17 protein-coding genes are annotated in these 18,404 nt (G+C 68.9%); 10 read left to right on the top strand and 7 right to left on the bottom strand.

Annotated features, from left to right (window positions below; genetic code table 11):
• Positions 1-10: 10 nt before the first annotated feature.
• Together C3B61_RS12410 and C3B61_RS12405 are read right to left on the bottom strand one after the other, a co-directional pair.
• Positions 11-1,477, bottom strand: a complete 1,467-nt coding sequence (locus tag C3B61_RS12410) for a maltokinase N-terminal cap-like domain-containing protein (protein ID WP_103460993.1) — start codon at positions 1,475-1,477, stop codon at positions 11-13.
• Positions 1,478-1,500: 23 nt separating this feature from the next.
• A complete protein-coding gene (locus C3B61_RS12405) occupies positions 1,501-2,043 on the bottom strand; it encodes a GNAT family N-acetyltransferase (RefSeq protein ID WP_103460992.1) in 543 nt (180 codons plus the stop codon).
• An 86-nt stretch (positions 2,044-2,129) separates the two neighbouring features.
• Here C3B61_RS12405 and C3B61_RS12400 point away from each other — a divergent pair, with 86 nt between their 5' ends.
• Together C3B61_RS12400 and ppsA are read left to right on the top strand one after the other, a co-directional pair.
• Positions 2,130-3,338: a hypothetical protein gene (locus C3B61_RS12400; RefSeq protein ID WP_103460991.1), complete on the top strand. Its 1,209-nt coding sequence runs from the start codon at positions 2,130-2,132 to the stop codon at positions 3,336-3,338.
• A gap of 97 nt (positions 3,339-3,435) precedes the next feature.
• Positions 3,436-5,862 (top strand): phosphoenolpyruvate synthase, encoded by a 2,427-nt coding sequence (ppsA, locus tag C3B61_RS12395; RefSeq protein ID WP_103460990.1) that lies wholly within the window; start codon positions 3,436-3,438, stop codon positions 5,860-5,862.
• Positions 5,863-5,880: 18 nt separating this feature from the next.
• On the opposite strand, the gene C3B61_RS12390 is transcribed toward ppsA, so the two are convergent.
• Both C3B61_RS12390 and C3B61_RS12385 read right to left on the bottom strand, forming a co-directional pair.
• On the bottom strand, positions 5,881-6,213 hold the full coding sequence (locus C3B61_RS12390; protein ID WP_088455922.1) for a hypothetical protein: 333 nt from the start codon (positions 6,211-6,213) through the stop codon (positions 5,881-5,883).
• 75 nt (positions 6,214-6,288) lie between these two features.
• Positions 6,289-6,570 carry a hypothetical protein gene (locus C3B61_RS12385; protein WP_088455923.1) on the bottom strand — a complete coding sequence of 94 codons (282 nt, stop codon included), beginning with the start codon at positions 6,568-6,570 and terminating at the stop codon, positions 6,289-6,291.
• Between the two features lie 218 nt (positions 6,571-6,788).
• Between C3B61_RS12385 and C3B61_RS12380 the strand changes: the two genes are divergently transcribed.
• From C3B61_RS12380 to C3B61_RS12365, 4 genes are all read left to right on the top strand, one after another.
• A complete protein-coding gene (locus C3B61_RS12380) occupies positions 6,789-7,385 on the top strand; it encodes a DUF4956 domain-containing protein (protein ID WP_088457951.1) in 597 nt (198 codons plus the stop codon).
• Positions 7,382-8,191 (top strand): VTC domain-containing protein, encoded by an 810-nt coding sequence (locus C3B61_RS12375; protein ID WP_241990285.1) that lies wholly within the window; start codon positions 7,382-7,384, stop codon positions 8,189-8,191. The genes C3B61_RS12380 and C3B61_RS12375 overlap by 4 nt, the downstream gene beginning before the upstream one ends.
• 51 nt (positions 8,192-8,242) lie before the next feature.
• The gene (locus tag C3B61_RS12370) at positions 8,243-10,099 is read left to right on the top strand and encodes a carbohydrate-binding domain-containing protein (RefSeq protein ID WP_103460989.1); all 1,857 of its coding nucleotides are present in this window, start codon (positions 8,243-8,245) and stop codon (positions 10,097-10,099) included.
• A gap of 136 nt (positions 10,100-10,235) precedes the next feature.
• On the top strand, positions 10,236-10,640 hold the full coding sequence (locus C3B61_RS12365) for a phage holin family protein (RefSeq protein WP_088455925.1): 405 nt from the start codon (positions 10,236-10,238) through the stop codon (positions 10,638-10,640).
• 27 nt (positions 10,641-10,667) lie between these two features.
• Here C3B61_RS12365 and C3B61_RS12360 read toward each other — a convergent pair whose 3' ends face one another.
• Both C3B61_RS12360 and C3B61_RS12355 read right to left on the bottom strand, forming a co-directional pair.
• Positions 10,668-11,870 carry an MFS transporter gene (locus tag C3B61_RS12360; RefSeq protein ID WP_103460987.1) on the bottom strand — a complete coding sequence of 401 codons (1,203 nt, stop codon included), beginning with the start codon at positions 11,868-11,870 and terminating at the stop codon, positions 10,668-10,670.
• Positions 11,871-11,885: 15 nt separating this feature from the next.
• Positions 11,886-12,551 (bottom strand): GntR family transcriptional regulator, encoded by a 666-nt coding sequence (locus C3B61_RS12355; RefSeq protein WP_103460985.1) that lies wholly within the window; start codon positions 12,549-12,551, stop codon positions 11,886-11,888.
• 167 nt (positions 12,552-12,718) lie between these two features.
• On the opposite strand from C3B61_RS12355, the gene C3B61_RS12350 reads away from it, so the two are divergent.
• Positions 12,719-13,558 carry an SDR family NAD(P)-dependent oxidoreductase gene (locus C3B61_RS12350; RefSeq protein ID WP_088455928.1) on the top strand — a complete coding sequence of 280 codons (840 nt, stop codon included), beginning with the start codon at positions 12,719-12,721 and terminating at the stop codon, positions 13,556-13,558.
• A gap of 22 nt (positions 13,559-13,580) precedes the next feature.
• Here the strand turns inward: C3B61_RS12350 and C3B61_RS12345 are convergent, their stop codons facing one another.
• Positions 13,581-14,417 (bottom strand): hypothetical protein, encoded by an 837-nt coding sequence (locus tag C3B61_RS12345; RefSeq protein WP_103460983.1) that lies wholly within the window; start codon positions 14,415-14,417, stop codon positions 13,581-13,583.
• Between the two features lie 150 nt (positions 14,418-14,567).
• Between C3B61_RS12345 and C3B61_RS12340 the strand changes: the two genes are divergently transcribed.
• From C3B61_RS12340 to C3B61_RS12330, 3 genes are all read left to right on the top strand, one after another.
• Positions 14,568-15,305: a DUF72 domain-containing protein gene (locus C3B61_RS12340; RefSeq protein WP_244285927.1), complete on the top strand. Its 738-nt coding sequence runs from the start codon at positions 14,568-14,570 to the stop codon at positions 15,303-15,305.
• A 225-nt stretch (positions 15,306-15,530) separates the two neighbouring features.
• The gene (locus C3B61_RS12335) at positions 15,531-16,919 is read left to right on the top strand and encodes an FAD-binding oxidoreductase (RefSeq protein ID WP_088455930.1); all 1,389 of its coding nucleotides are present in this window, start codon (positions 15,531-15,533) and stop codon (positions 16,917-16,919) included.
• A 258-nt stretch (positions 16,920-17,177) separates the two neighbouring features.
• Positions 17,178-18,404 (top strand): hypothetical protein (locus C3B61_RS12330; RefSeq protein WP_425266420.1); only part of this gene is annotated, 1,227 nt, incomplete at its 3' end.

The raw sequence follows: 18,404 nt of genomic DNA, 5'->3' as shown, positions 1-18,404 counted from the left end.
CTCGCGGGGGTCAGCCCGGGCTGTGGGCGGCGGCATGGGCATCCTGGGCGAGGCGCCGCACCGCACGAAGCGGAATCGGCAACCAGGTGGGCCGGTTGCGGATCTCGTAGATGCTCTCGTAGACGGCCTTGTCGAGTTCGAACGCGGCCAACAGGGCCTCCTGCCCGGCATGGGCGGTCCCGGCCTGGGAGTCGCCGTCCCCGGCGTGGTAGCCCAGCAGGAAGGCCGCCCTGGCGGTCATCGCCCACTCGATCGCGGCGGGCGCTGCAGCGGGGTCCCGCATGGCGATGGTCGCGCCCACGTAGTCGAACGAGCGGAGCATGCCGGCCACGTCGCGCAGCGGGATGTCCGGCAGCGAGCGTTCGGCGAGCGGGCGCAGAGGTTCGCCCTCGAAGTCGATCAGCACCCAACCGCGCCCGGGCACATCAAGCACCTGGCCGAGGTGGTAGTCGCCGTGGATGCGCTGCAGCCGCGGCCACGGCGCCGCCTTGGCCCTGGCGAAGACGGCCTCGATGGCCTCGCGGTGCGCGGCCAGCTCCGGTACCTCGCGGGCGGCCAGACGGTACCGTTCCCGCATGGTCAGGCACAACTGGTTGATCACATCCGGGGTGGACGCCACGGTGGGGAACACCCTGTCGAGGTCCCGGTGTACCGCGGCGGTCGCGACTCCGAGGGCGTGGGCGGGGATGCTGAAGTCGTCACCGGCCGCGGCAGCAGCCAGGGCGACCCGCCAGGCGTCGTCGACCCCGGGCAGGAACTCCTGAGCGAACACGAGGTGACCGCTGTGCCGGGCGGCAGAGAGCGGGTTCGTCCACTCGCCCGACACGGCTCCGATCGGCTCGGGAACAAACCTGGATCCGGCGCCGGCCAGGGCCGACTGCACCGAGACATCCGGGTTCGACCCGGCTGCGACCACCCTGAACACCTTGCAGATCACCGGGCGGCCGGGCCGGCCGGCCTCGTCGGCGACATCGAGGACGATCGAGGTGTTCGACTGTTCGCCGCTGATGACCCGGCTGGCCGTGACGCTGTACGGGGTCGAGTCATCGGGCCCCATTCCCGCCCGCAACAGCTCACCCCGCGCGGTGACACCGCCCGGGTCGTCGGACGATAGCGACGCGGCCGAGGTGATGAACCTGAGCAGCGCCGCGGCGTAGACGGGATCGTGCGGGGCGTCGTACACGTAGCGGGGGAGCCCGTCGCGACCCACCGTCTGGGCGATGAGAGCCGACGACTCAGGCAACGGCGCCGTGCGCTCGGTCAGCGGCAGCTGGTAAAGCGTGGAGAACCTGCTGGCCGTGTCGAGCACCAGGTGGCAGGCGATGCGCACCCCCGCCTCGTCGGTCGGCAGCGCCCACTGGCCGATGCTGCGCAGCACCGGGCTGTGCGCCTTGCCGGCAAACCAGCGCTGCGCGCCCACCCAGCCGTCGATGGCCGGGGTGAGGTCGATGCCGGTGCCGGCGCTGGCGTGCTTCATGTGGTTCAGCGTAGCCGGACCCGCTACCGCCCAGACGCCGAACGAACCTTCGGAACGGCTGCGCTCAGCAGCGACACGACCACGGTGTCGTTTTTGGTGGCCTGCTGCCCGATCTCGGTGAAGCCCAGCCGGCCGTGAAAGGCCAGCGACTCGGGATTGGCCGGCCGTAGGTTTACCTCGCAGAACACCACATCGGTGGGCAGGGCACGCGCGGTGTCGAAGACCGCCGCGTAGAGCCTGGCGCCGAGGCCCCTGCCGCGATGGCCGGCCGCCACGACGATGCGGTCCACGTAGAGGAAGGTGCGGGCGCGGCCGGAGAAATATCGGTAATTCTCACTGGCATAGTCGGCGCCGGCCGCGAACAGGATCGCGAAGCCGAGCACAGTGTCCGGCTCGGCATCCGCCACGACGACGATCGCGCTGTGGCTCGCAATGATCAGCGCCGCCAGGGCGTCGGCGTCGAGGTCGTTGACGGCGGGCACGGCGGCGCTGTTGAGCGCGAGCACCTGCGCGGAATCGGTGTCGAGGAAAGGACGCAGGGACACCTGAGGCAGCGTTGCGGTCATTCTCTGACGATAATCGATGTTTGCTCCGGTGTATCGCTGGGCACGGGGGCGGGGGCGCTACGCTGATCCCGACGTGAGGGGGAGCCGTGACGCAGGACCCGACGCTCGCGGCGCCCGCCGTCGAATCGTCGTCCGTCCCCACGCCCCGTCCCAGAACGCGCCGCACCATCCTGACGACGCTGGCCGTGCTGCTCGCCGTGGCCGTGGGCGGTGGCGGATTCTGGGGTTGGGGCGCAGCCGCCCAGGACCGCTACGAGACGGCAACCTCTGCGCTCACCGCCCAAGTCGGCGAGGAGACCGACGCCAGGAACGCCTCCGACGCCAGGTCACGCAACCTGGTCCGGCTCGCCGAGCGAATCCGCGCTGTGGCCGCCACTCCCGCCTTCGCCGCCGACGCACTCCCCGAAGCCGACGCGCTTCGCGAGATCCTGGCCGAGCTCGAACCCGTCATCGAGGCATCCGGCACCGCCGAAGCGATCAGACCCCCGGCAAACGACGAGCCCGTCAGCGACAACGACCACAGCCTGCCCTGGCAGGCCATGGCCGAGGCCGAGCGCATCGAGGGCCTGACCGGTCAATCACAGAGTGCCGAAGACCGGCTTCGCGCGTCGGCTCAGGCGGCGACGACCGGCCGGGACGACCTCGATGCGGCGGAGGCGGCATATTTCACCGCGGCGGCGACCCGGGCCGAGCAGACGATCGTCGACAACCGACTCTCGAATCGTTCGGTACAGGTTCCGCTCATCCGTCTGATCGAATACGCGCGGGATCCCGCCATGTCGAGCGCCAGGGACGCCGTGTTCCTGACCTCGATGACGGATGCCGAGGCGCAGGTGCGTTCCTCGGAGGCCATCCACCAGGCCGAGGCCCACGATCCGGCCTGGGCGGTGCGACGGGAGATCGAAGCGTACGCCCGCTCGCTCAGCAACGGCATCGCCCTGGAGTTCATCTGGGCACCCGAGGTATCCGGTCTCGGCGCGGACTGGCTCTCCGGCACCGCAGAGACCTACGATTCCGATGGCGGCTGGTCGATCATCAGCCTCAACTACACCATCGAGAATGTCTGGTACGAGGGCTCGGACGCCCACGCGGTCGTCGCCCACGAGGTGGGGCACACCCAGGTCTACCGGGAGAACTGCTGGCCGCTCTTCTCGGGCTCCGCCTTCAGCCAGGATCAGGAGGCCTGGGCCACGGCCTGGTCGATCAGCCAGGGCTTCGACGAACCTGGGTCGGGCATCGAGGCCTACGGCCGCCCCACCAACGAGCAGATCGCCGTCGCCGGTACGTGCCGCTGAGCCCGGCCCCGCAGGCCGCGGCACTCTAGCCGCATCCGCCGCAGAGCAGTAAGTTGCGGCTGGGGAGTGCGGCGCTGCACCAATGCCAGGAGGAATCATGCGTGGTCGCGAAGTGGTCTGGTTCAATTCCATCGGCCTGACGGACATCCCGCAGGTCGGCGGCAAGAACGCCTCCCTGGGAGAGATGGTGCGCTCGCTCTCGGCGCGCGGCGTGCGGGTACCCAACGGCTTCGCCACCACTGCGGATGCCTACCGCGCGTTCATCGAGGCCAACGGCCTGGAACCGGTGATCCGTGAGCAGCTGGACCGCTACCACTCCGGCGCCGCGTCGCTCCGCGAAACCGGCCAGAACCTGCGCGAGGCCTTCCTGGCCGGCGAGTTCCCAGCGGCCATCGCTGAGGACATCCGGGTGTACTACCGCACTCTGTCCAAGGACGCCGAGGTGCCCAACCTGCCCGTCGCCGTGCGCAGCAGCGCCACCGCCGAGGACCTGCCCGACGCCAGCTTCGCGGGCCAGCAGGAGACCTTCCTGAACGTGAGCGGCGAACGCGACCTGCTCGACGCCTGCCGCCGCTGCTACGCGTCGCTGTTCACCGACCGGGCCATCAGCTACCGCGAGGTGAAGAAGTTCGACCATCTCGACGTGGCCCTGTCGATCGGGGTGCAGCGGATGGTGCGCAGCGACCTCGCCGGCTCCGGCGTGATGTTCTCCATCGACACCGACACCGGTTTTCCCGGCGCCGCCGTGATCAGCGCGGCGTGGGGCCTGGGCGAAACGGTGGTGCAGGGCGCCGTCGACCCCGACAAGTACCTGGTCTTCAAGGCGCTGCTGGACGAAGAAGACTACGAGCCCATCATCGAGAAGACCCTGGGCCGGAAGGACCGCAAGATGACCTACGCGGAGGGCGGCAGCGCACGCACCCGGGTCATCGACACCCCGGAGCGGGAACGCCGGGCGTTTGTGCTCAGCAACACCGAGATCGTGCAGCTCGGGAGGTGGGCGACCATCGTCGAAGACCACTACGGCCGGGCGATGGACATGGAATGGGCCAAGGACGGCCTCACGGGTGAGCTGTTCCTGGTGCAGGCTCGGCCGGAGACCGTGCACTCGCAGAAGAGCCTGACCCGGTTCTCGGTCAGCCGCCTCACCGAGACCGGACCGCTCCTGGTCTCCGGCGTGGCCATCGGCGACAGCATCGCGTCGGGTACGGCCTGCGTCATCCGGGACCCCGCCGACATCGAGAACTTCCGCGACGGCGCCATCCTTGTCACCGAGATGACCGACCCGGACTGGGTGCCGATCATGACCAGGGCGGCCGGCATCATCACCGATCACGGCGGTCCCACCAGCCACGCCGCCATCGTCAGCCGCGAACTCGGCGTGCCCGCGGTGGTCGGCACCCGCAATGCGACCGAGGTACTCACCGAGGATTCGCCCATCACCATCTCCTGCGCCGAGGGCGACGAAGGATTTGTCTACGCCGGCATCCTGGCTTCTGAGACCGAACAGATCGACCTGGGCGCCGTGCCGATCACCCGCACCCAGGTGATGGTGAACATCGCCAGCCCGGCGGCGGCCTTCGAATGGTGGAGACTGCCCACCGCCGGTGTGGGGCTGGCGCGGATGGAATTCATCATCAACAACCTCATCAAGATCCACCCGATGGCGCTGGTGCATCCGGAGCGGGTCACCGACCCGGCCGTGCTCCGCCAGATCACCGAGCTCACCCGCGGTTACGCGGACCTCGGCGAGTACTTCGTGAACACCCTGGCTCTGGGTATCGCGAAGCTGGGAGCGCCGTACTACCCGCACCCGGTGATCGTGCGGCTGAGCGACTTCAAGTCGAACGAGTACGCGCACCTCATCGGTGGCGACGTCTTCGAGCAGGCGGAGGAGAACCCGATGCTGGGCTTCCGCGGCGCATCAAGGTACTACGACGCCAAGTACGCCGAGGGTTTTGCGCTGGAGTGCCGGGCGCTCAAGCGCGTGCGCGAGCGGATCGGCTTCAGCAATGTGATCGTGATGGTGCCGTTCTGCCGCACCACCACCGAGGCCGACAGGGTGCTCGCGGTGATGGCGGGGAACGGCTTGGTGCGCGGCGACAACGGGCTGCAGGTGTACATGATGTGCGAGATCCCGGCGAACGTCATTCTGGCCGAGCAGTTCGCCACCAGGTTCGACGGCTTCTCGATCGGCTCCAACGACCTCACCCAGCTGGTGCTCGGTGTCGACCGGGACTCCGGCGACCTGGCGGCGCTCTTCGATGAACGCAATGAGGCGGTGCTGCGGATGATCAGCGAGGCCATAGACAAGGCACACGCGGCCGGCATCAAGATCGGTATTTGCGGGCAAGGACCGAGCAACTACCCCGATTTCGCCGAGTTCCTGGTGGGCGAGGGTATCGACTCGATCTCGCTCAACCCGGATTCATTCCTCAAGACCGTGCACCGCATCAAGGAGGCCGAGACGGCGGGGGCGGCCGGCGAATGGCCCCAACCCGCCAGGGTGACGAAGCCAGGCTGACGAGGCCAGGCGGCGAACCTAGTCCAGGTCCTCGTTGCCACGCAGATCCGCACCGTCGAGCACGGCACGTTCGTAGTCGGCCTCTGCGGCGTCGGCGACCTGCCGGGCCGCGATCACACGCTCGCTGATCCGGTGTTCGACGGCCTCGGCCATCGCCACCTCGTCCGGGGAGGCGTTGGCCAGTAGGTCCTCGAGAACGTCGGGATCGCGATGCATGGCCTCGATCGCGGACACCTCGGCACGAGCCACCGCCGCCCGGCTGCGCAGGAAGGTGATCCGCGCCTCCCACCGGCTGTCGGTCAGGCTCGGCTTGGGTCCTGGGTCCGGGTTTTCGCTGTTGTTGTCGCTCACGGCGCCTCCCTTGTCGGTGGGAGCCTATCGCCGCAATCCGGCCTGCGGAATGGACCGTCAAACCGGACCGGACCCTCAGTCATAGGCACGCAGCAGCTGCCAGCGGCCGCCGCCGTCGTCGTGCTGGATGTCGAAGACGAGCGAGGTGCCGTCCTCGGCGGTGCCCTGGCAGCGCCAGGCGGCCACCGGTTTGGGCGGATGGGTGAGGAAGTACAGCAGCTCGTCGGGCAGCGACACCGACGCCGTCAACGGCGTGGGGGTGTCGGTCACCCTGAACCGGCGGGCACGCCAGACCAGGCGAACCGGAGAACCCTCCGGCGATACCCAGACCGCGACGGTTTCGTTAATCAGACTCATGGCACATCACCTCAACAGTTAGAACATATGTTCGAAGTTTACCCCTCGGGGTCTGACAATGCGAGATCGGGTTGCCTCCGGTGCGAATGACGCTTCGGGTGATCACCGACCCGGCAGGCCGACTCAACTGCGGCTCATAACCGCCGCATAGCCGACTCATAGGGATGTCCGGCTAGATGGACAACGTTGCGTTACCGATTGTTCATTTGGAGGACACCATGCTGCAGGCCACGATCATCCTGATCGATCTGCTCTTCATCAGCCTGCTCACGTTCGGGCTGTATTTTCCGCGTCACCGGCGCCGGGACCTCGTTGTCGCGTACCTCGTGGTCAATGTCGGCGTGCTGGCCGTGGCCCAGGTGCTCGCGTCCAGCACCGTCGGCGTCGGCCTCGGCCTCGGCCTGTTCGGCGTACTGTCGATCATCCGGCTGCGCTCGAGCGAGATCGAGCAGCACGAGGTGGCCTACTACTTCGCGGCGCTGGCCCTGGGCCTGCTCGCCGGCCTCAGCGCCGAACCGACGGTGCTCACCGTGGTGCTGATGACCCTGATCCTCGCCGTGGTCTACGTCGGCGACAACCCGCGCCTGTTCCGCAGCTACCGGCAGCAGAGCGTGGTGCTGGATGCCGCGTTCGCCGAGGAATCCGCTCTCATCGCTCACCTCGAGGGGCTGCTCGGCGCCCGGGTGCACGGGGTGCACGTACGCAGTCTCGACCTGGTGAACGACACCACCCTCGTCGACGTGCGGTACCAGGTGGGTGCGGGGCGTGCCCCGACTGCCACGCCGGCGCCGGTTCTGCAGGAGACGAGCCGATGAGTGCCGTACCGATGAGTGCCGTGCCGACCGGCGTGGTGCTGGACGTGCCGCTCGCGGGCCTGGGCACCATCGGCCTGGCCGAGCTCACCGACCGGGCCGGTCTGCTCACCCGCATCGACCGCAAGTACGTGGTGCCCCGCTCGGAGCTGGACGCTGTCCTGGGCGACCTGGACCCCGGCGTGCGGGTGCTCGACATCGACGGGGTGCGCTCTGGCGCCTACGAGTCGGTGTACTTCGACACCCCCGAGCTCACCAGCTTCCTGATGGCGGCGCATCCGCGCCGGCGCCGCTTCAAGATCCGCACCCGCACCTACGTCGACTCGGCCCAGAGCTACCTCGAGGTGAAGACCCGCGGCGGCCGGGGCGTGACGGTCAAGGACCGCCTGCCGTATCCGATCGACGACAGGGCAACGCTCACCACCGAGGGGCGCCGGTACACCGACACCGTGCTCGACGAGGCCGACATCACCGGCGCCGAGGGGCAGGACCTCGTGCCGACCCTCACGACCAGGTACCGGCGGACGACCCTGTTCCTCCCGGAATCCAGCAGTCGCGCCACCATCGACACCGGACTGTCGTGGTCGACGGTTCGCCGGGGGAGCACCCCGCAGCTCCGGCTGGACCGGCCGGGGCTGTCGATAGTAGAGACCAAGTCCGGCTCCCGGGCATCCGCCGTTGACCGGATTCTCTGGGCCCACGGCCATCGCCCGGCCACCATCTCGAAGTACGGCACCGGCCTGGCCGCCCTCCGCAGTGACCTGCCCGACAACAAATGGGCGCCGGTGCTTCGCCGGTACTTCCGCTAGCGGGCCCCGCACTCCTTGATCCTGTTCGACCCCACCGATTGTGAGTACCCCATGAAGAAATCTCCCCAGACCCCCTCTCCCCGGACCGCCCACCGGGTCCTGCCGTTCCTCGTCACCGCGGCACTGCTGACCGGCTGCACGGCCGTCACCGCGACCACGGACTCGACGGGAACCACGTCCGCCGGCACCGCCGCGGTCGCGATCGACGAGTCCACCACGGCCGCCGAAGTGCTGGCCGCCAACCAGGCGACCCACGCCGACGCCGACGACGACGAGTGGGACGCCGCCGACGTGGTGCAGATCACCCTGGCCGGCGACAGCGTGTCGGCAGAAGGCGGCGCGTCGGCAGAAGGCGGCGCCGTGACCGTCGCCGGCAGCACGGTCACCATCACCGCGGCCGGCACCTACGAACTGAGCGGCACCCTGGAGGACGGTCAGATCGTCGTCGCCTCCTCGGGCGAGGGCACCGTGCGCCTGATCCTCAACGGCGTCGAGGTCAGCAACTCCACCGGGGCAGCACTCGTGGTGACCGAGGCCGACGAAGCGATGATCGTTCTCCCCGACGGATCTGCCAATACCCTGGCCGACACCGACTCCTACGCCGAGGACACCGACGCGAACGCGGCGCTCTACAGCGCGGCCGATCTCACGATCACGGGCAGTGGGTCGCTCGAGGTGACCGGCAACGGCAACGACGGCATCACGAGCACGGATGGCCTGATCATCAGCTCGGGCACGGTCACTGTGACGGCGGTGGACGACGGCATCCGGGGCAAGGACTATCTGGTGGTTGACGGTGGCACCGTCAGGGTGACCGCCGGCGGCGATGGCCTCAAATCCGACAACGACGAGGACGACACCCGCGGCTACCTCGCTCTCATCGGCGGCGCCGTCGAGGTGATCGCCGGCGGCGACGGCCTGCAGGCGTTCACCGATGTCGTGTTCGCCGGGGCCACCGTCACGGTCGAATCCGGCGGCGGCCACACCACCGCGGTGTCGGAGGACGCGTCGGCGAAGGGCGTCAAGTCCGGGGTGGTCACTGTCGTCGACGGCGGCACCCTCACCGTCGACGCGGCGGACGACGCGCTGCACTCGAACGGCACCGTGCGGATCGCCTCCGGAACGGTGAGACTCGCGGCCGGTGACGACGGCGTGCACGCAGACACGGCGCTGGACGTCATCGGCGGTGACACCACCATCACGACCTCGGATGAGGGCCTGGAGAGCACCGCCATCAGCATCGGCGGCGGCACGGTCTCGATCACCGCCAGCGACGACGGCATCAACGCGTCCAGCGGCACCGAGACCGGTGCTGAGACCGGCACCGAGGCACAGGGCGGCGGCGGTGGCGGTATGGACGCCGACGGCGGGGAGACCATCACCATCACCGGCGGCACCACCACGATCGACGCCGGCGGAGACGGGTTCGACTCCAACGGGTCGGCGACCATGAGCGACGGCATCCTCGTCGTGAACGGGCCGACCGACAACGGCAACGGGGCACTCGACGTGAACGGCAGCTTCACCGTCACCGGCGGCACCCTGCTGGCCGCGGGCAGTGCAGGAATGGCGGTGTCGCCGGAAGCCGGGTCAGAGCAGACCTTCGTGGCGATCGCCCTCGACTCGACGCCGGCTGCCGGCACCGTCGTGCAGCTCGTGGACAGCGCCGGCGACGTGGTGATGGCCTACGAGTCGGCCAAGGACTTCCAGTCCGTGGTGTTCTCCTCCGAGGAACTGGTCGCGGGTGAGACCTACAGCGTCTACGTGGGAGGCACGGCGTCCGGCGAGATCGCCCCAGGCGTTTATGCCGACGGTGATTACGCGTCGGCGACGAACACGACCACCGTCACGGCCGGCGAGGCCGCGACGGGCACCATGGGCGGCGGCGGCGCCGGCGGACCCCGCTGACCGAGACTCTCACCGCAGTGCGACGGCCGGCCCCGACGGGCCGGCCGTCTCGCGGTGCGGAGCCTCCCACAGCGGGTGGAGCAGCCACAGGGCGGCCGGGGATGACGCGGACCCGTGGCGGCGCTACCATCGCGGCATGATTCGCATCCTGCTGCGCGCGCTGGTCTTTCTGCTTTCGGCGGCCCTGGGCCTGTGGGTGGCGTCCCTGGTGCTGCCCGACCTCACCGTCACCCCGAGCGGATTCGTGACCGCGGTGGTCGTGTTCGCGGTGACCCAAAGCGTGCTCTCGCCATTCCTGGCCAAGGTCGTCGCGCGGGGAGCGCCGGCGTTCCTGGGCGGCATCGGCCTGCTGTCGACGTTCGTCGCGCTGTGGATCGCCTCGCTGTTCCCGGGCGGCCTCACCATCGAGGGCTGGCAGACCTGGATCCTGGCCGCGCTGGTGGTCTGGCTGATCACGGCCGTGGCGACTCTCCTGCTTCCGCTGGTGTTCCTGCGTGAGGCGAAGGACAAGCGAGGCACGACCGCGCGCCCGACGCCCTGACAGCATCCTGAAGCCGGCGCTCACCGGTTACGCGCGGCGCAGTCCCACCGCGGTCAGCGCCAGGCAGCCGGCGCACGCGGCGGCGAGCAGCCAGAGCATGGTCGGGTAGTTCGCGAACTCGGTCAGGCTGGCGAAGGCCACCGGGAGCAGGAAGCCCAGGTAGGTGAGGCTGTAGTAGACGCCGGTGATGCCGGCCAGGTCGGTGGCGGTGGAGATCCGCTGGATCTCGACGAGGCCGGCGACGACCGTGATGCCGTAGGCCGCGCCCAGCACGATGCCCGTGATCAGCGCAAGTAGCGGGGAGAGGGTGACTGCTGTTCCCACGGCACTGAGGGTGCCCGTGAGCATGAGGCCCATGCCCACCAGGAGAGCCCGGCCGTTGGTGATCGAGTTGAGCCTGGAGACCTGAGGCTGCACCAGGGCTCCGGTGCCCAGGGTGACCACGGTCAGGAGGGTGGCGAAGGCCAGGTTGAGCTCGCCGAGCTGCGACTCCACGAGCTTGGGCATCATGGCGTAGGCGATGCCGGCGGCGCCGAACACCCACGGCGCCGTCGGCAGCACCACCCGCAGGAAGCGGCGGTGGCCGGCCAGCGGCACCTGCAGGTCGAGCCACAGCGACCCGTGTGCCCGGCTGCGCGGCACGGTCTCCGGGGTGCGCAGCAGGCGGGGCAGGATCAGCAGGCTCAGCACGACATGCACGACGTAGGGGAGCAGCGTCGGCATCGGGCCCCACTGTGCCAGGAGGCCGGACACCCCGGCGCCCAGGCCGAAGCCGACGGTCAGGGTGAGCGCGGGACGCCGGGCGCCGGCGGTCGGTCGGGCCACGAGGTCGAACGGGGCGCTCGAGAGTTCCTTGATCCACGCGGTGCCGACCGACATTGCCACGCCCACGCTCAGGCCGGCGAGGAACCGGCCCAGGCAGATGACGACCTCGCTGGAGAACCCGAGCCCCAGCAGGATGCTCGCGGTGATGCCGGCGAGGACCCCGGCGACCATGAGGGGCTTGCGTCCGTGGCGGTCGGAGAGAGCCCCGGCCAGCAGGAGACCGGGAACCAGGCCGACGACGTAGAAGCCGAGGAACAGATCGGCGGTCACCGTGGAGTAGTTGCCGAGGGTCTCGTACATGTGCAGGAGCGGGGTGAAGTGGTTTCCGCCCCAGGCCATGACGAACAGGGCGGGTGCGGCGAGGTGCCACGGGGGAGTAGAGCGGGGAGTGCGGCGGCTGGTCATGGTTCTTTCTGGTTGCTAGAGCATCCGGGGCAGGCGGTGCCCGGATTCCAGGTGGGCCCGCAGCGCCTGGTCGTAGGCGACGGTGTCGCCTGCCCGTAGGTGCTCGGCCAGGAGGCGGTGTTCCGCGATGAGCCTGTCGATGCTGTCGGGGTCACGGGCGGCCACCCTGTGCACCAGGCGTTCGAGCCGGGGGCCGAGGCGGGCGTAGATCCCGTCGATGACACTGTTGTGGGTCTCGTCGACGATCCGCGCGTGGAAGCGGTGATCGGCGCGGGCGTAGGCCAGGAGGTCGCCGGCGGCGGCGGCATCCGTTTGTGTCTGGATCAGGGCAGTCAACTCGGCCTCGACGGCGTCGATCTGGCTGGGGCGCTCGCCGAGGACCTGCACGGCCTTGGTCTCGAGCAGGATGCGCACCTGCAGGAGCTCGGCGGTCTCGGTGTCGTCGGCCGCGGTGACGATGGCGCCCTTCTTGGGGAAGAGCCGCAGCAGGCCAGCCGACTCCAGTGCGAGAAAGGCCTCCCGGACCGGGGTGCGGCTGAGTCCGAGGGAGGCAGCGACATCACCCTCGGTGATCAGGGCGCTCGCCGCGAGCTCGCCGGAGATGATCGCCTCGGCCACGTGGGTGTACGCGCGGTCCACGGCCGAGGAGCCGGCCGGGTGGGAGCGTGCCGATAACTGCATTCCTTCATCGTACCGAAAAACCGGGCTGATAAATGCATCAATAACCTCAACAGGGTTCGGCGGCGGTTCGGCTGCGGCCCGTTTGACGGCGTCCCGGCCGCCCGCAGTAGAGTTCAGGCACTGTGAGTCGACGATGCCTCGCCCCGAAATGAGCGGAAGAGCACCAGATGACCGACCGAACCATTGTGATCACCGGCGCCAGCGACGGCATCGGTGCGGCAGCCGCCCGAGCCTTGGCAGCGACCGGTGAGCGCATCGTGATTGTCGGGCGCTCGCCGCAGAAGACCGAGGCCATCGCCGCCGAGCTCGGTGCAGACCACTTCATCGCCGACTTCGGCCGGCTCGCCGAGGTGCGCACCCTGGCCGCCGAACTCCTGCAGCGCTATCCGCGCATCGACGTGCTCGCCAACAACGCCGGCGGCATCATGGGCAACCGCGAGATCACCGTCGACGGCCACGAGAAGACCTTCCAGGTGAACCACCTGGCGCCGTTCCTGCTGACCACCCTGTTGATGGATCGCCTGCTCTCCAGCCGGGCGTCGGTGATCAACACGTCGAGCACCGCCAACCGGTTCGGTCGAATCGACCTCGACGACCTCGAGAACGACCGCAAGTACTCGCCCAACAACGCTTACGGCGATGCGAAGCTCGCCAACATCCTCTTCACCCGCGAACTGCACCGGCGCTACAATTCGCGCGGCCTGGTCACGGCGGCGTTCCACCCGGGTGTGGTCGCCACGAGCTTCTCCACCGACTCCACAAGCATCATGCGGCTGGTCTACCAGACCGCACTCAAGCGCATGCTCATCACGCCGGAGAAGGGCGCGGACACCCTGGTCTGGCTGGCGAGCACGGCCGCCGGCGTCGACTGGCAGTCGGGCGAGTACTACGAGAAGCGCAAGGTGCACTCCACGAACCATCAGGCGACGGATGCCGGCCTCGCGACGGCGCTCTGGGAACGCAGCATCGACATGGTCGCCACCGACCTGCTTCCACAGGGCAGCTGAGCCCGACCGATACCTGTCCGGCCTAGGCGATCTTGGTCAGGGCCGTGAACGACATGGTTGAGGATTGCCCGTTCTGGCAGGTCTGGTAGAGCAGGTCGTAGCCCCGCGGAATGTCAGCGGTGCTGTCCCGGTCGGCGTTGAGCATGACCACGATGCCGTCCACCCGGTAGGTTCCGGCGTGCACCCCGGTGAGGGTGATCACGGTGCCGGCGTCGTCCGGAAAGTCCTTGCCGCCGCACGACCAGTGCTCGGCGATGGTCGGAACGTCCTGATAGTGCGCGGTCACGTCCACGGAGCCGATGCACTGGTCGAGCTCCGGCGTCCAGCCCGTGGCGTGCACATTGTTGGTATACCTCTCGCGCAGGATCCGGTCTTGCTCGGCCTGCCACTCGGCCATGGCTGCGTTGACGGCCGCCACCGGCACGGCGAGGTCCTCGGCGACGCCGACGACGCCGTTCGCGGCACCGAAGTCGAACGCGGAGAGGGTGCGGGCGTCATCGCGCACCCCGACGCCCATCTCGAAGAGGGTGGTCGAGGCGGCCGACGATGCAGCGGTGCTCTCGGCCGACGTGAGCTCCTGGGCGGCCGCGCTCAGGCGCATGGTCGCGGTATCGATGGCGTCGGCCAGCTCGAGTCTGGGTTGCTCGGTGAAGACCTTGCCCTCGCTCGCGGCCAGGGTGGCGATGGCATCGTCGAGCGCGGTCTCGCCATCGGTGACGGTTCGCGCGGCCGCGGCCTGATCACTCTGGAAGGCGGCAGCGGCGGCATCGTATTCGCTCTGGGCCGCCGCCAGGGAAACCGCCCGTACGACCAGGACGACAGCCACAACCAGTACGAGGGTGATCGCGGCCACGATCATCCGGGCGCGGTGGCCCGTCGCCCAACGCGCCGGTGGCAGGCGTGGGCGAGACCTGTGTCGAACATCCCCTGAAATCCGTGCCACCCCCGCTGCGTAGACGTGCCGGTCATGTCGCCGGACCGTGACTTGAAATACTACAGACCCGGTGTTATGACCGGACCGATGATTCACATCGGTACCTCGGGCTGGAGCTACGACCACTGGGAGAACGTGCTCTATCCCATCGGCCTGCCCGCAGCGAAGCGGTTGGCGTACTACGTGGCGGCCTTCGACACCGTCGAGCTCAATGCGAGCTTCTACCGGTGGCCCCGCACGACGGTGTTCGCGGGCTGGCACCGACGGTTGCCCCCGGGCTTTCAGATGTCGGTGAAGGCACCCCGGGGCCTGACCCACGCGAAAAAGCTCTACGCGCCGGAGGTCTGGGCAGAGCGGATCGGCGCGGGCTGGCACGAGCTGGGCGATCGGCGCGGCGTTCTTCTGGTGCAACTGGGCCCAGGCCAGACCCGCGACGACGCACGCCTGGACTACTTCCTCGGCTCCCTTCCGTGCTGGATCCCGGTGGCGGTGGAGTTTCGGCACGAGAGCTGGCTCGACGACGAGGTCTTCGCCCTGCTGGAGCGGCACGGAGCCGCCTATTGCGTGATGAGCGGGGCGGGGCTGCCCTGTGTGCTGCGCGCGACCGCGCCCTTCGTCTATCTCCGGCTGCACGGCCCTGCGCATGACTCCCTCTACGCGGGGTCGTATTCCGATGCCGACCTGCGGTGGTGGGCAGGCCGCATTCGAGAGTGGTCGGCCCAGGGCCGGGAGGTGTTCGCCTACTTCAACAACGATGGCGACGGCAACGCGGTGCGGAATGCCTGGGCGCTGCGCGCGGAACTCGGGGTGTGACGGAACACGGTTCCCCGGGTCACAATGCCCGCACAAGGCCCCTAGCGCCCGCGGCGAGGGTGAGATATGCAAAGCGGTATGGACGCCCAGAATTACCGGGCCGGCCTTGCCAAAGCGCGGGTCACGGTGAAATCACCTGCATAGAATTGTGGCCCCGGGCGCGGTCTGACGAGTGAGCGCGTCGATGAGGCACCGGTCGACGGTGCGATTCCAGCAGAGGTATTCATGACCGAGACCCACGTCGCGTCCACAGTTGTCACCGAGCTCTCCGCCGTGCTCTCCGCCGCGCAGATCGTGACGGGTCCCAGCACCGAGAGCAACCGTCGGGACCAGTCCGAAGGAACCTTCAGCGGTGAGCCGCTGGCCGTGGTCTTTCCGGCCAGCACCGAGGAGGTCGCCGCGGTCGTCACCATCGCAGCCGCCCACCGCATCCCGATCGTGCCGCAGGGAGCTCGCACCGGGCTGGCCGGCGGGGCGAACGCCATCGACGGCGCCATCGTGCTGAGCACCACCCGGCTCAAGAAGATCCTGGCCGTCGATGCCGCAAACCAGACCGCCACGGTGCAGGCCGGCGTGCGCACCATCGCGCTGGCCCGCGCAGCCGAGGCCGTTGACCTGTTCTACCCGCCGGACCCGGGCTCGTGGCGCGCCTCGACCATCGGCGGCAATGTGGCCACCAACGCCGGCGGGATGCTCTGTGTCAAGTACGGCGTCACCGGCAACTTCGTGCGCCAACTCACGGTGGTGCTCGCCGACGGGTCGATCGTGCGCACCGGGCAGCGCACCATCAAGGGCGTCGCCGGTTACAACCTCACCGCGTTGCTGGTGGGCTCAGAAGGAACCCTGGGCATCATCACCGAGATCACCGTGGGCCTGTTGCCCAAACCCGGCAGCCCCTCCGGCGTGGCGGCGACCTTCGCCAACACCGCGGATGCGCTGGCGGCCGCCAATACGATCGTTGCCGGTGACCGCCGGCCGAGCGTTGTCGAATTCCTCGACGGTGCCTGCATCGCCGCGATCAACGCGTTCGATCCGGCCTCGACTCTGCCTGCCGGGGCCGGCGCGCTGCTGCTTGTGCAGTCGGACCAGATCGGCCAGGCCCACGACGACGTCGAGGTCTACGCCGAGGTGCTGCGAACCGCCGGAGCCGGCGTGGTCACCATCGCGCACGATGCCGAGTCGCTCGAGCGGCTGATGAGCGCACGGCGTCTGCTGCACCCGGCCGTGCAGGCCGTGCGTGGCGGCTGCCTGAACGAGGACATCACGGTGCCACGCTCCCAGCTCGGCGCCCTGCTGCAGGGTCTGGCCGAGATCTCCCGGGAACTCGACGTGCCCATCAGCACCGGCGGCCACGTGGGCGACGGCAACCTGCACCCGGTGATCGGCTACGACCCCGAGGTGCCCGGTGAGATCGACAAGGCGCACGCGGCGTTCGCCAGGGTGATCGACCTGGCGATCTCGCTCGACGGGTCGGCGTCGGGGGAGCACGGAATCGGTGTGCTCAAGCGGGCGCACCTCGATGACGAGCTCGGCCCGGTGCTGCGCGACCTGCAGTTGCGGGTGAAGGCGGCCTTCGACCCGCACTCGATCCTCAACCCCGGCAAGAAGCTCTAGGGCGTCGGCCCGCGCGCGAGGTCCGAGCGCTGGTCGGGCGCGGGAGTGTTCTATCCCCGCTTGTCGTGCCTGTCGATTTCGTGGTGACCATGCCGAATCCGAACCCGCAACCCGTCCTCGACAACGTGCCCGTCCCGTCAGTCGAGCCTGTCGAGACCCCCGAGCCATCCTCTGCAGTGCGGAAATGTTTTCGATATCCGTTCCGGAATTTACTGACGTATCCTCGCATATCCGTGCGATTCGTGAGAGAATGGGGGTATGGACGACGAGCTGGATAGTGGCTCCACCGCACCGACGGGAACGACTCCCACCGGGTCGAACCTGCACGACTGGAACACTGGCCTGTCCGGTCCAGATCCCCTCACGGCACTGGATGCCCACAGTCTGAGCGGCACCTCCGGCACGAAGGCCGCCGCTGCAGCCGACACTGCGGCCGGCCCCGCGACGGGCTCGTCCCGTCCCGGCCAGACCGGTCGGGGCCCGTCTAAGCCGCGGCCCGAGTGGCGGGATCCGGCCGAGCTGCTGGGGGTGCAGCGCGCGCATACCGGTGCGTTCGGTCAGAAGCTCCAGGCTCTGGATGATGCGGCGCGGACGGTGATGGCGGTGATGGACTCCATTGATGTGAACGCGTTGAGTGACCCGGAGGTGGTCGCGTTGACGCAGATGGTCGAGCGCACCGGTCGGCCGGTGGATGCGGCCCGGGTGGCCACGGCGACTGTGGTGGGTTACCGGTCCCGCACGGGGCTGGGTTCCGAGTCGTTGGCGTGGCGGTTGGGGGCGTCGCACCAGAATGATCTGCTGATCGGGCTGACCGGCACGTCGGTGCCGGAGATGAAACGGCGGGTGAGCCTGGGTGAGAAGGTCGCACCGCGGATGCTGGGCGGCACGGTCCTCGAGCCCGAGTTCCCGTTCGTGGCCGCAGCACTGACCTCCGGGGAGATCGGCATCGACGCGGCCGAGAACATCGTGAAGGGCCTGGCCGACTACAAGGTGCACGGCCGGTTCGATGCAGACCAGTCGCTGGTGGACGGTGGTGAAGCCGAGCTGGTGGAATCGGCGACCGGGTCGGTATTCGGCCGTACCCCCGGCCCCGGCGACACCAACACCGATACCGATACCGACACCGACGGTGCCGGGCCCGCCTGCACGGGACCGATCGCTCGCCTGGGCGACTCGACCGGGTTCACCTTCCCGGCGGACCGGATTCGGGAGATGGCGGCGACGTGGCAGGCGGTGTTGAACCCGGACGGTGCCGCGCCCACCGCGGAGATCCTCGAGGCCAAGTCCACGTTCTCGTTCGGCAAGCTCAGCCAAGGCCTGCACCCGCTGCGCGGTGGGGTGACGCCGGAGCTCAAGGGCATCATGCAAAACCTGTTCAACACCTTTCAGTCCGCGCGCAGCGCCCCCGCGTTCCCGTCCGCGGACGAGCAGCAGCGCATCGAGGCCGGCGAACTCGTTCCCTGCGCGATCCTCGACGAGCGCGAC

This window comes from Cryobacterium zongtaii (assembly GCF_002909375.1).
Taxonomy (GTDB): Bacteria; Actinomycetota; Actinomycetes; order Actinomycetales; family Microbacteriaceae; genus Cryobacterium; species Cryobacterium zongtaii.
Note: the sequence above shows the minus strand (reverse complement) of the source record. Positions and strands in the feature narration are given on the sequence as shown.

Excerpts from the sequence above, each read along its gene's own strand:
- C3B61_RS12410 (WP_103460993.1), bottom strand. The coding sequence starts at position 1,477 with ATGAAGCACGCCAGCGCCGGCACCGGCATCGACCTCACCCCGGCCATC.
- C3B61_RS12405 (WP_103460992.1), bottom strand. The coding sequence starts at position 2,043 with ATGACCGCAACGCTGCCTCAGGTGTCCCTGCGTCCTTTCCTCGACACC.
- ppsA (WP_103460990.1), top strand. The coding sequence starts at position 3,436 with ATGCGTGGTCGCGAAGTGGTCTGGTTCAATTCCATCGGCCTGACGGAC.
- C3B61_RS12385 (WP_088455923.1), bottom strand. The coding sequence starts at position 6,570 with ATGAGTCTGATTAACGAAACCGTCGCGGTCTGGGTATCGCCGGAGGGT.
- C3B61_RS12380 (WP_088457951.1), top strand. The coding sequence starts at position 6,789 with ATGCTGCAGGCCACGATCATCCTGATCGATCTGCTCTTCATCAGCCTG.
- C3B61_RS12375 (WP_241990285.1), top strand. The coding sequence starts at position 7,382 with ATGAGTGCCGTACCGATGAGTGCCGTGCCGACCGGCGTGGTGCTGGAC.
- C3B61_RS12370 (WP_103460989.1), top strand. The coding sequence starts at position 8,243 with ATGAAGAAATCTCCCCAGACCCCCTCTCCCCGGACCGCCCACCGGGTC.
- C3B61_RS12365 (WP_088455925.1), top strand. The coding sequence starts at position 10,236 with ATGATTCGCATCCTGCTGCGCGCGCTGGTCTTTCTGCTTTCGGCGGCC.
- C3B61_RS12360 (WP_103460987.1), bottom strand. The coding sequence starts at position 11,870 with ATGACCAGCCGCCGCACTCCCCGCTCTACTCCCCCGTGGCACCTCGCC.
- C3B61_RS12355 (WP_103460985.1), bottom strand. The coding sequence starts at position 12,551 with ATGCAGTTATCGGCACGCTCCCACCCGGCCGGCTCCTCGGCCGTGGAC.
- C3B61_RS12350 (WP_088455928.1), top strand. The coding sequence starts at position 12,719 with ATGACCGACCGAACCATTGTGATCACCGGCGCCAGCGACGGCATCGGT.
- C3B61_RS12345 (WP_103460983.1), bottom strand. The coding sequence starts at position 14,417 with ATGATCGTGGCCGCGATCACCCTCGTACTGGTTGTGGCTGTCGTCCTG.
- C3B61_RS12340 (WP_244285927.1), top strand. The coding sequence starts at position 14,568 with ATGACCGGACCGATGATTCACATCGGTACCTCGGGCTGGAGCTACGAC.
- C3B61_RS12335 (WP_088455930.1), top strand. The coding sequence starts at position 15,531 with ATGACCGAGACCCACGTCGCGTCCACAGTTGTCACCGAGCTCTCCGCC.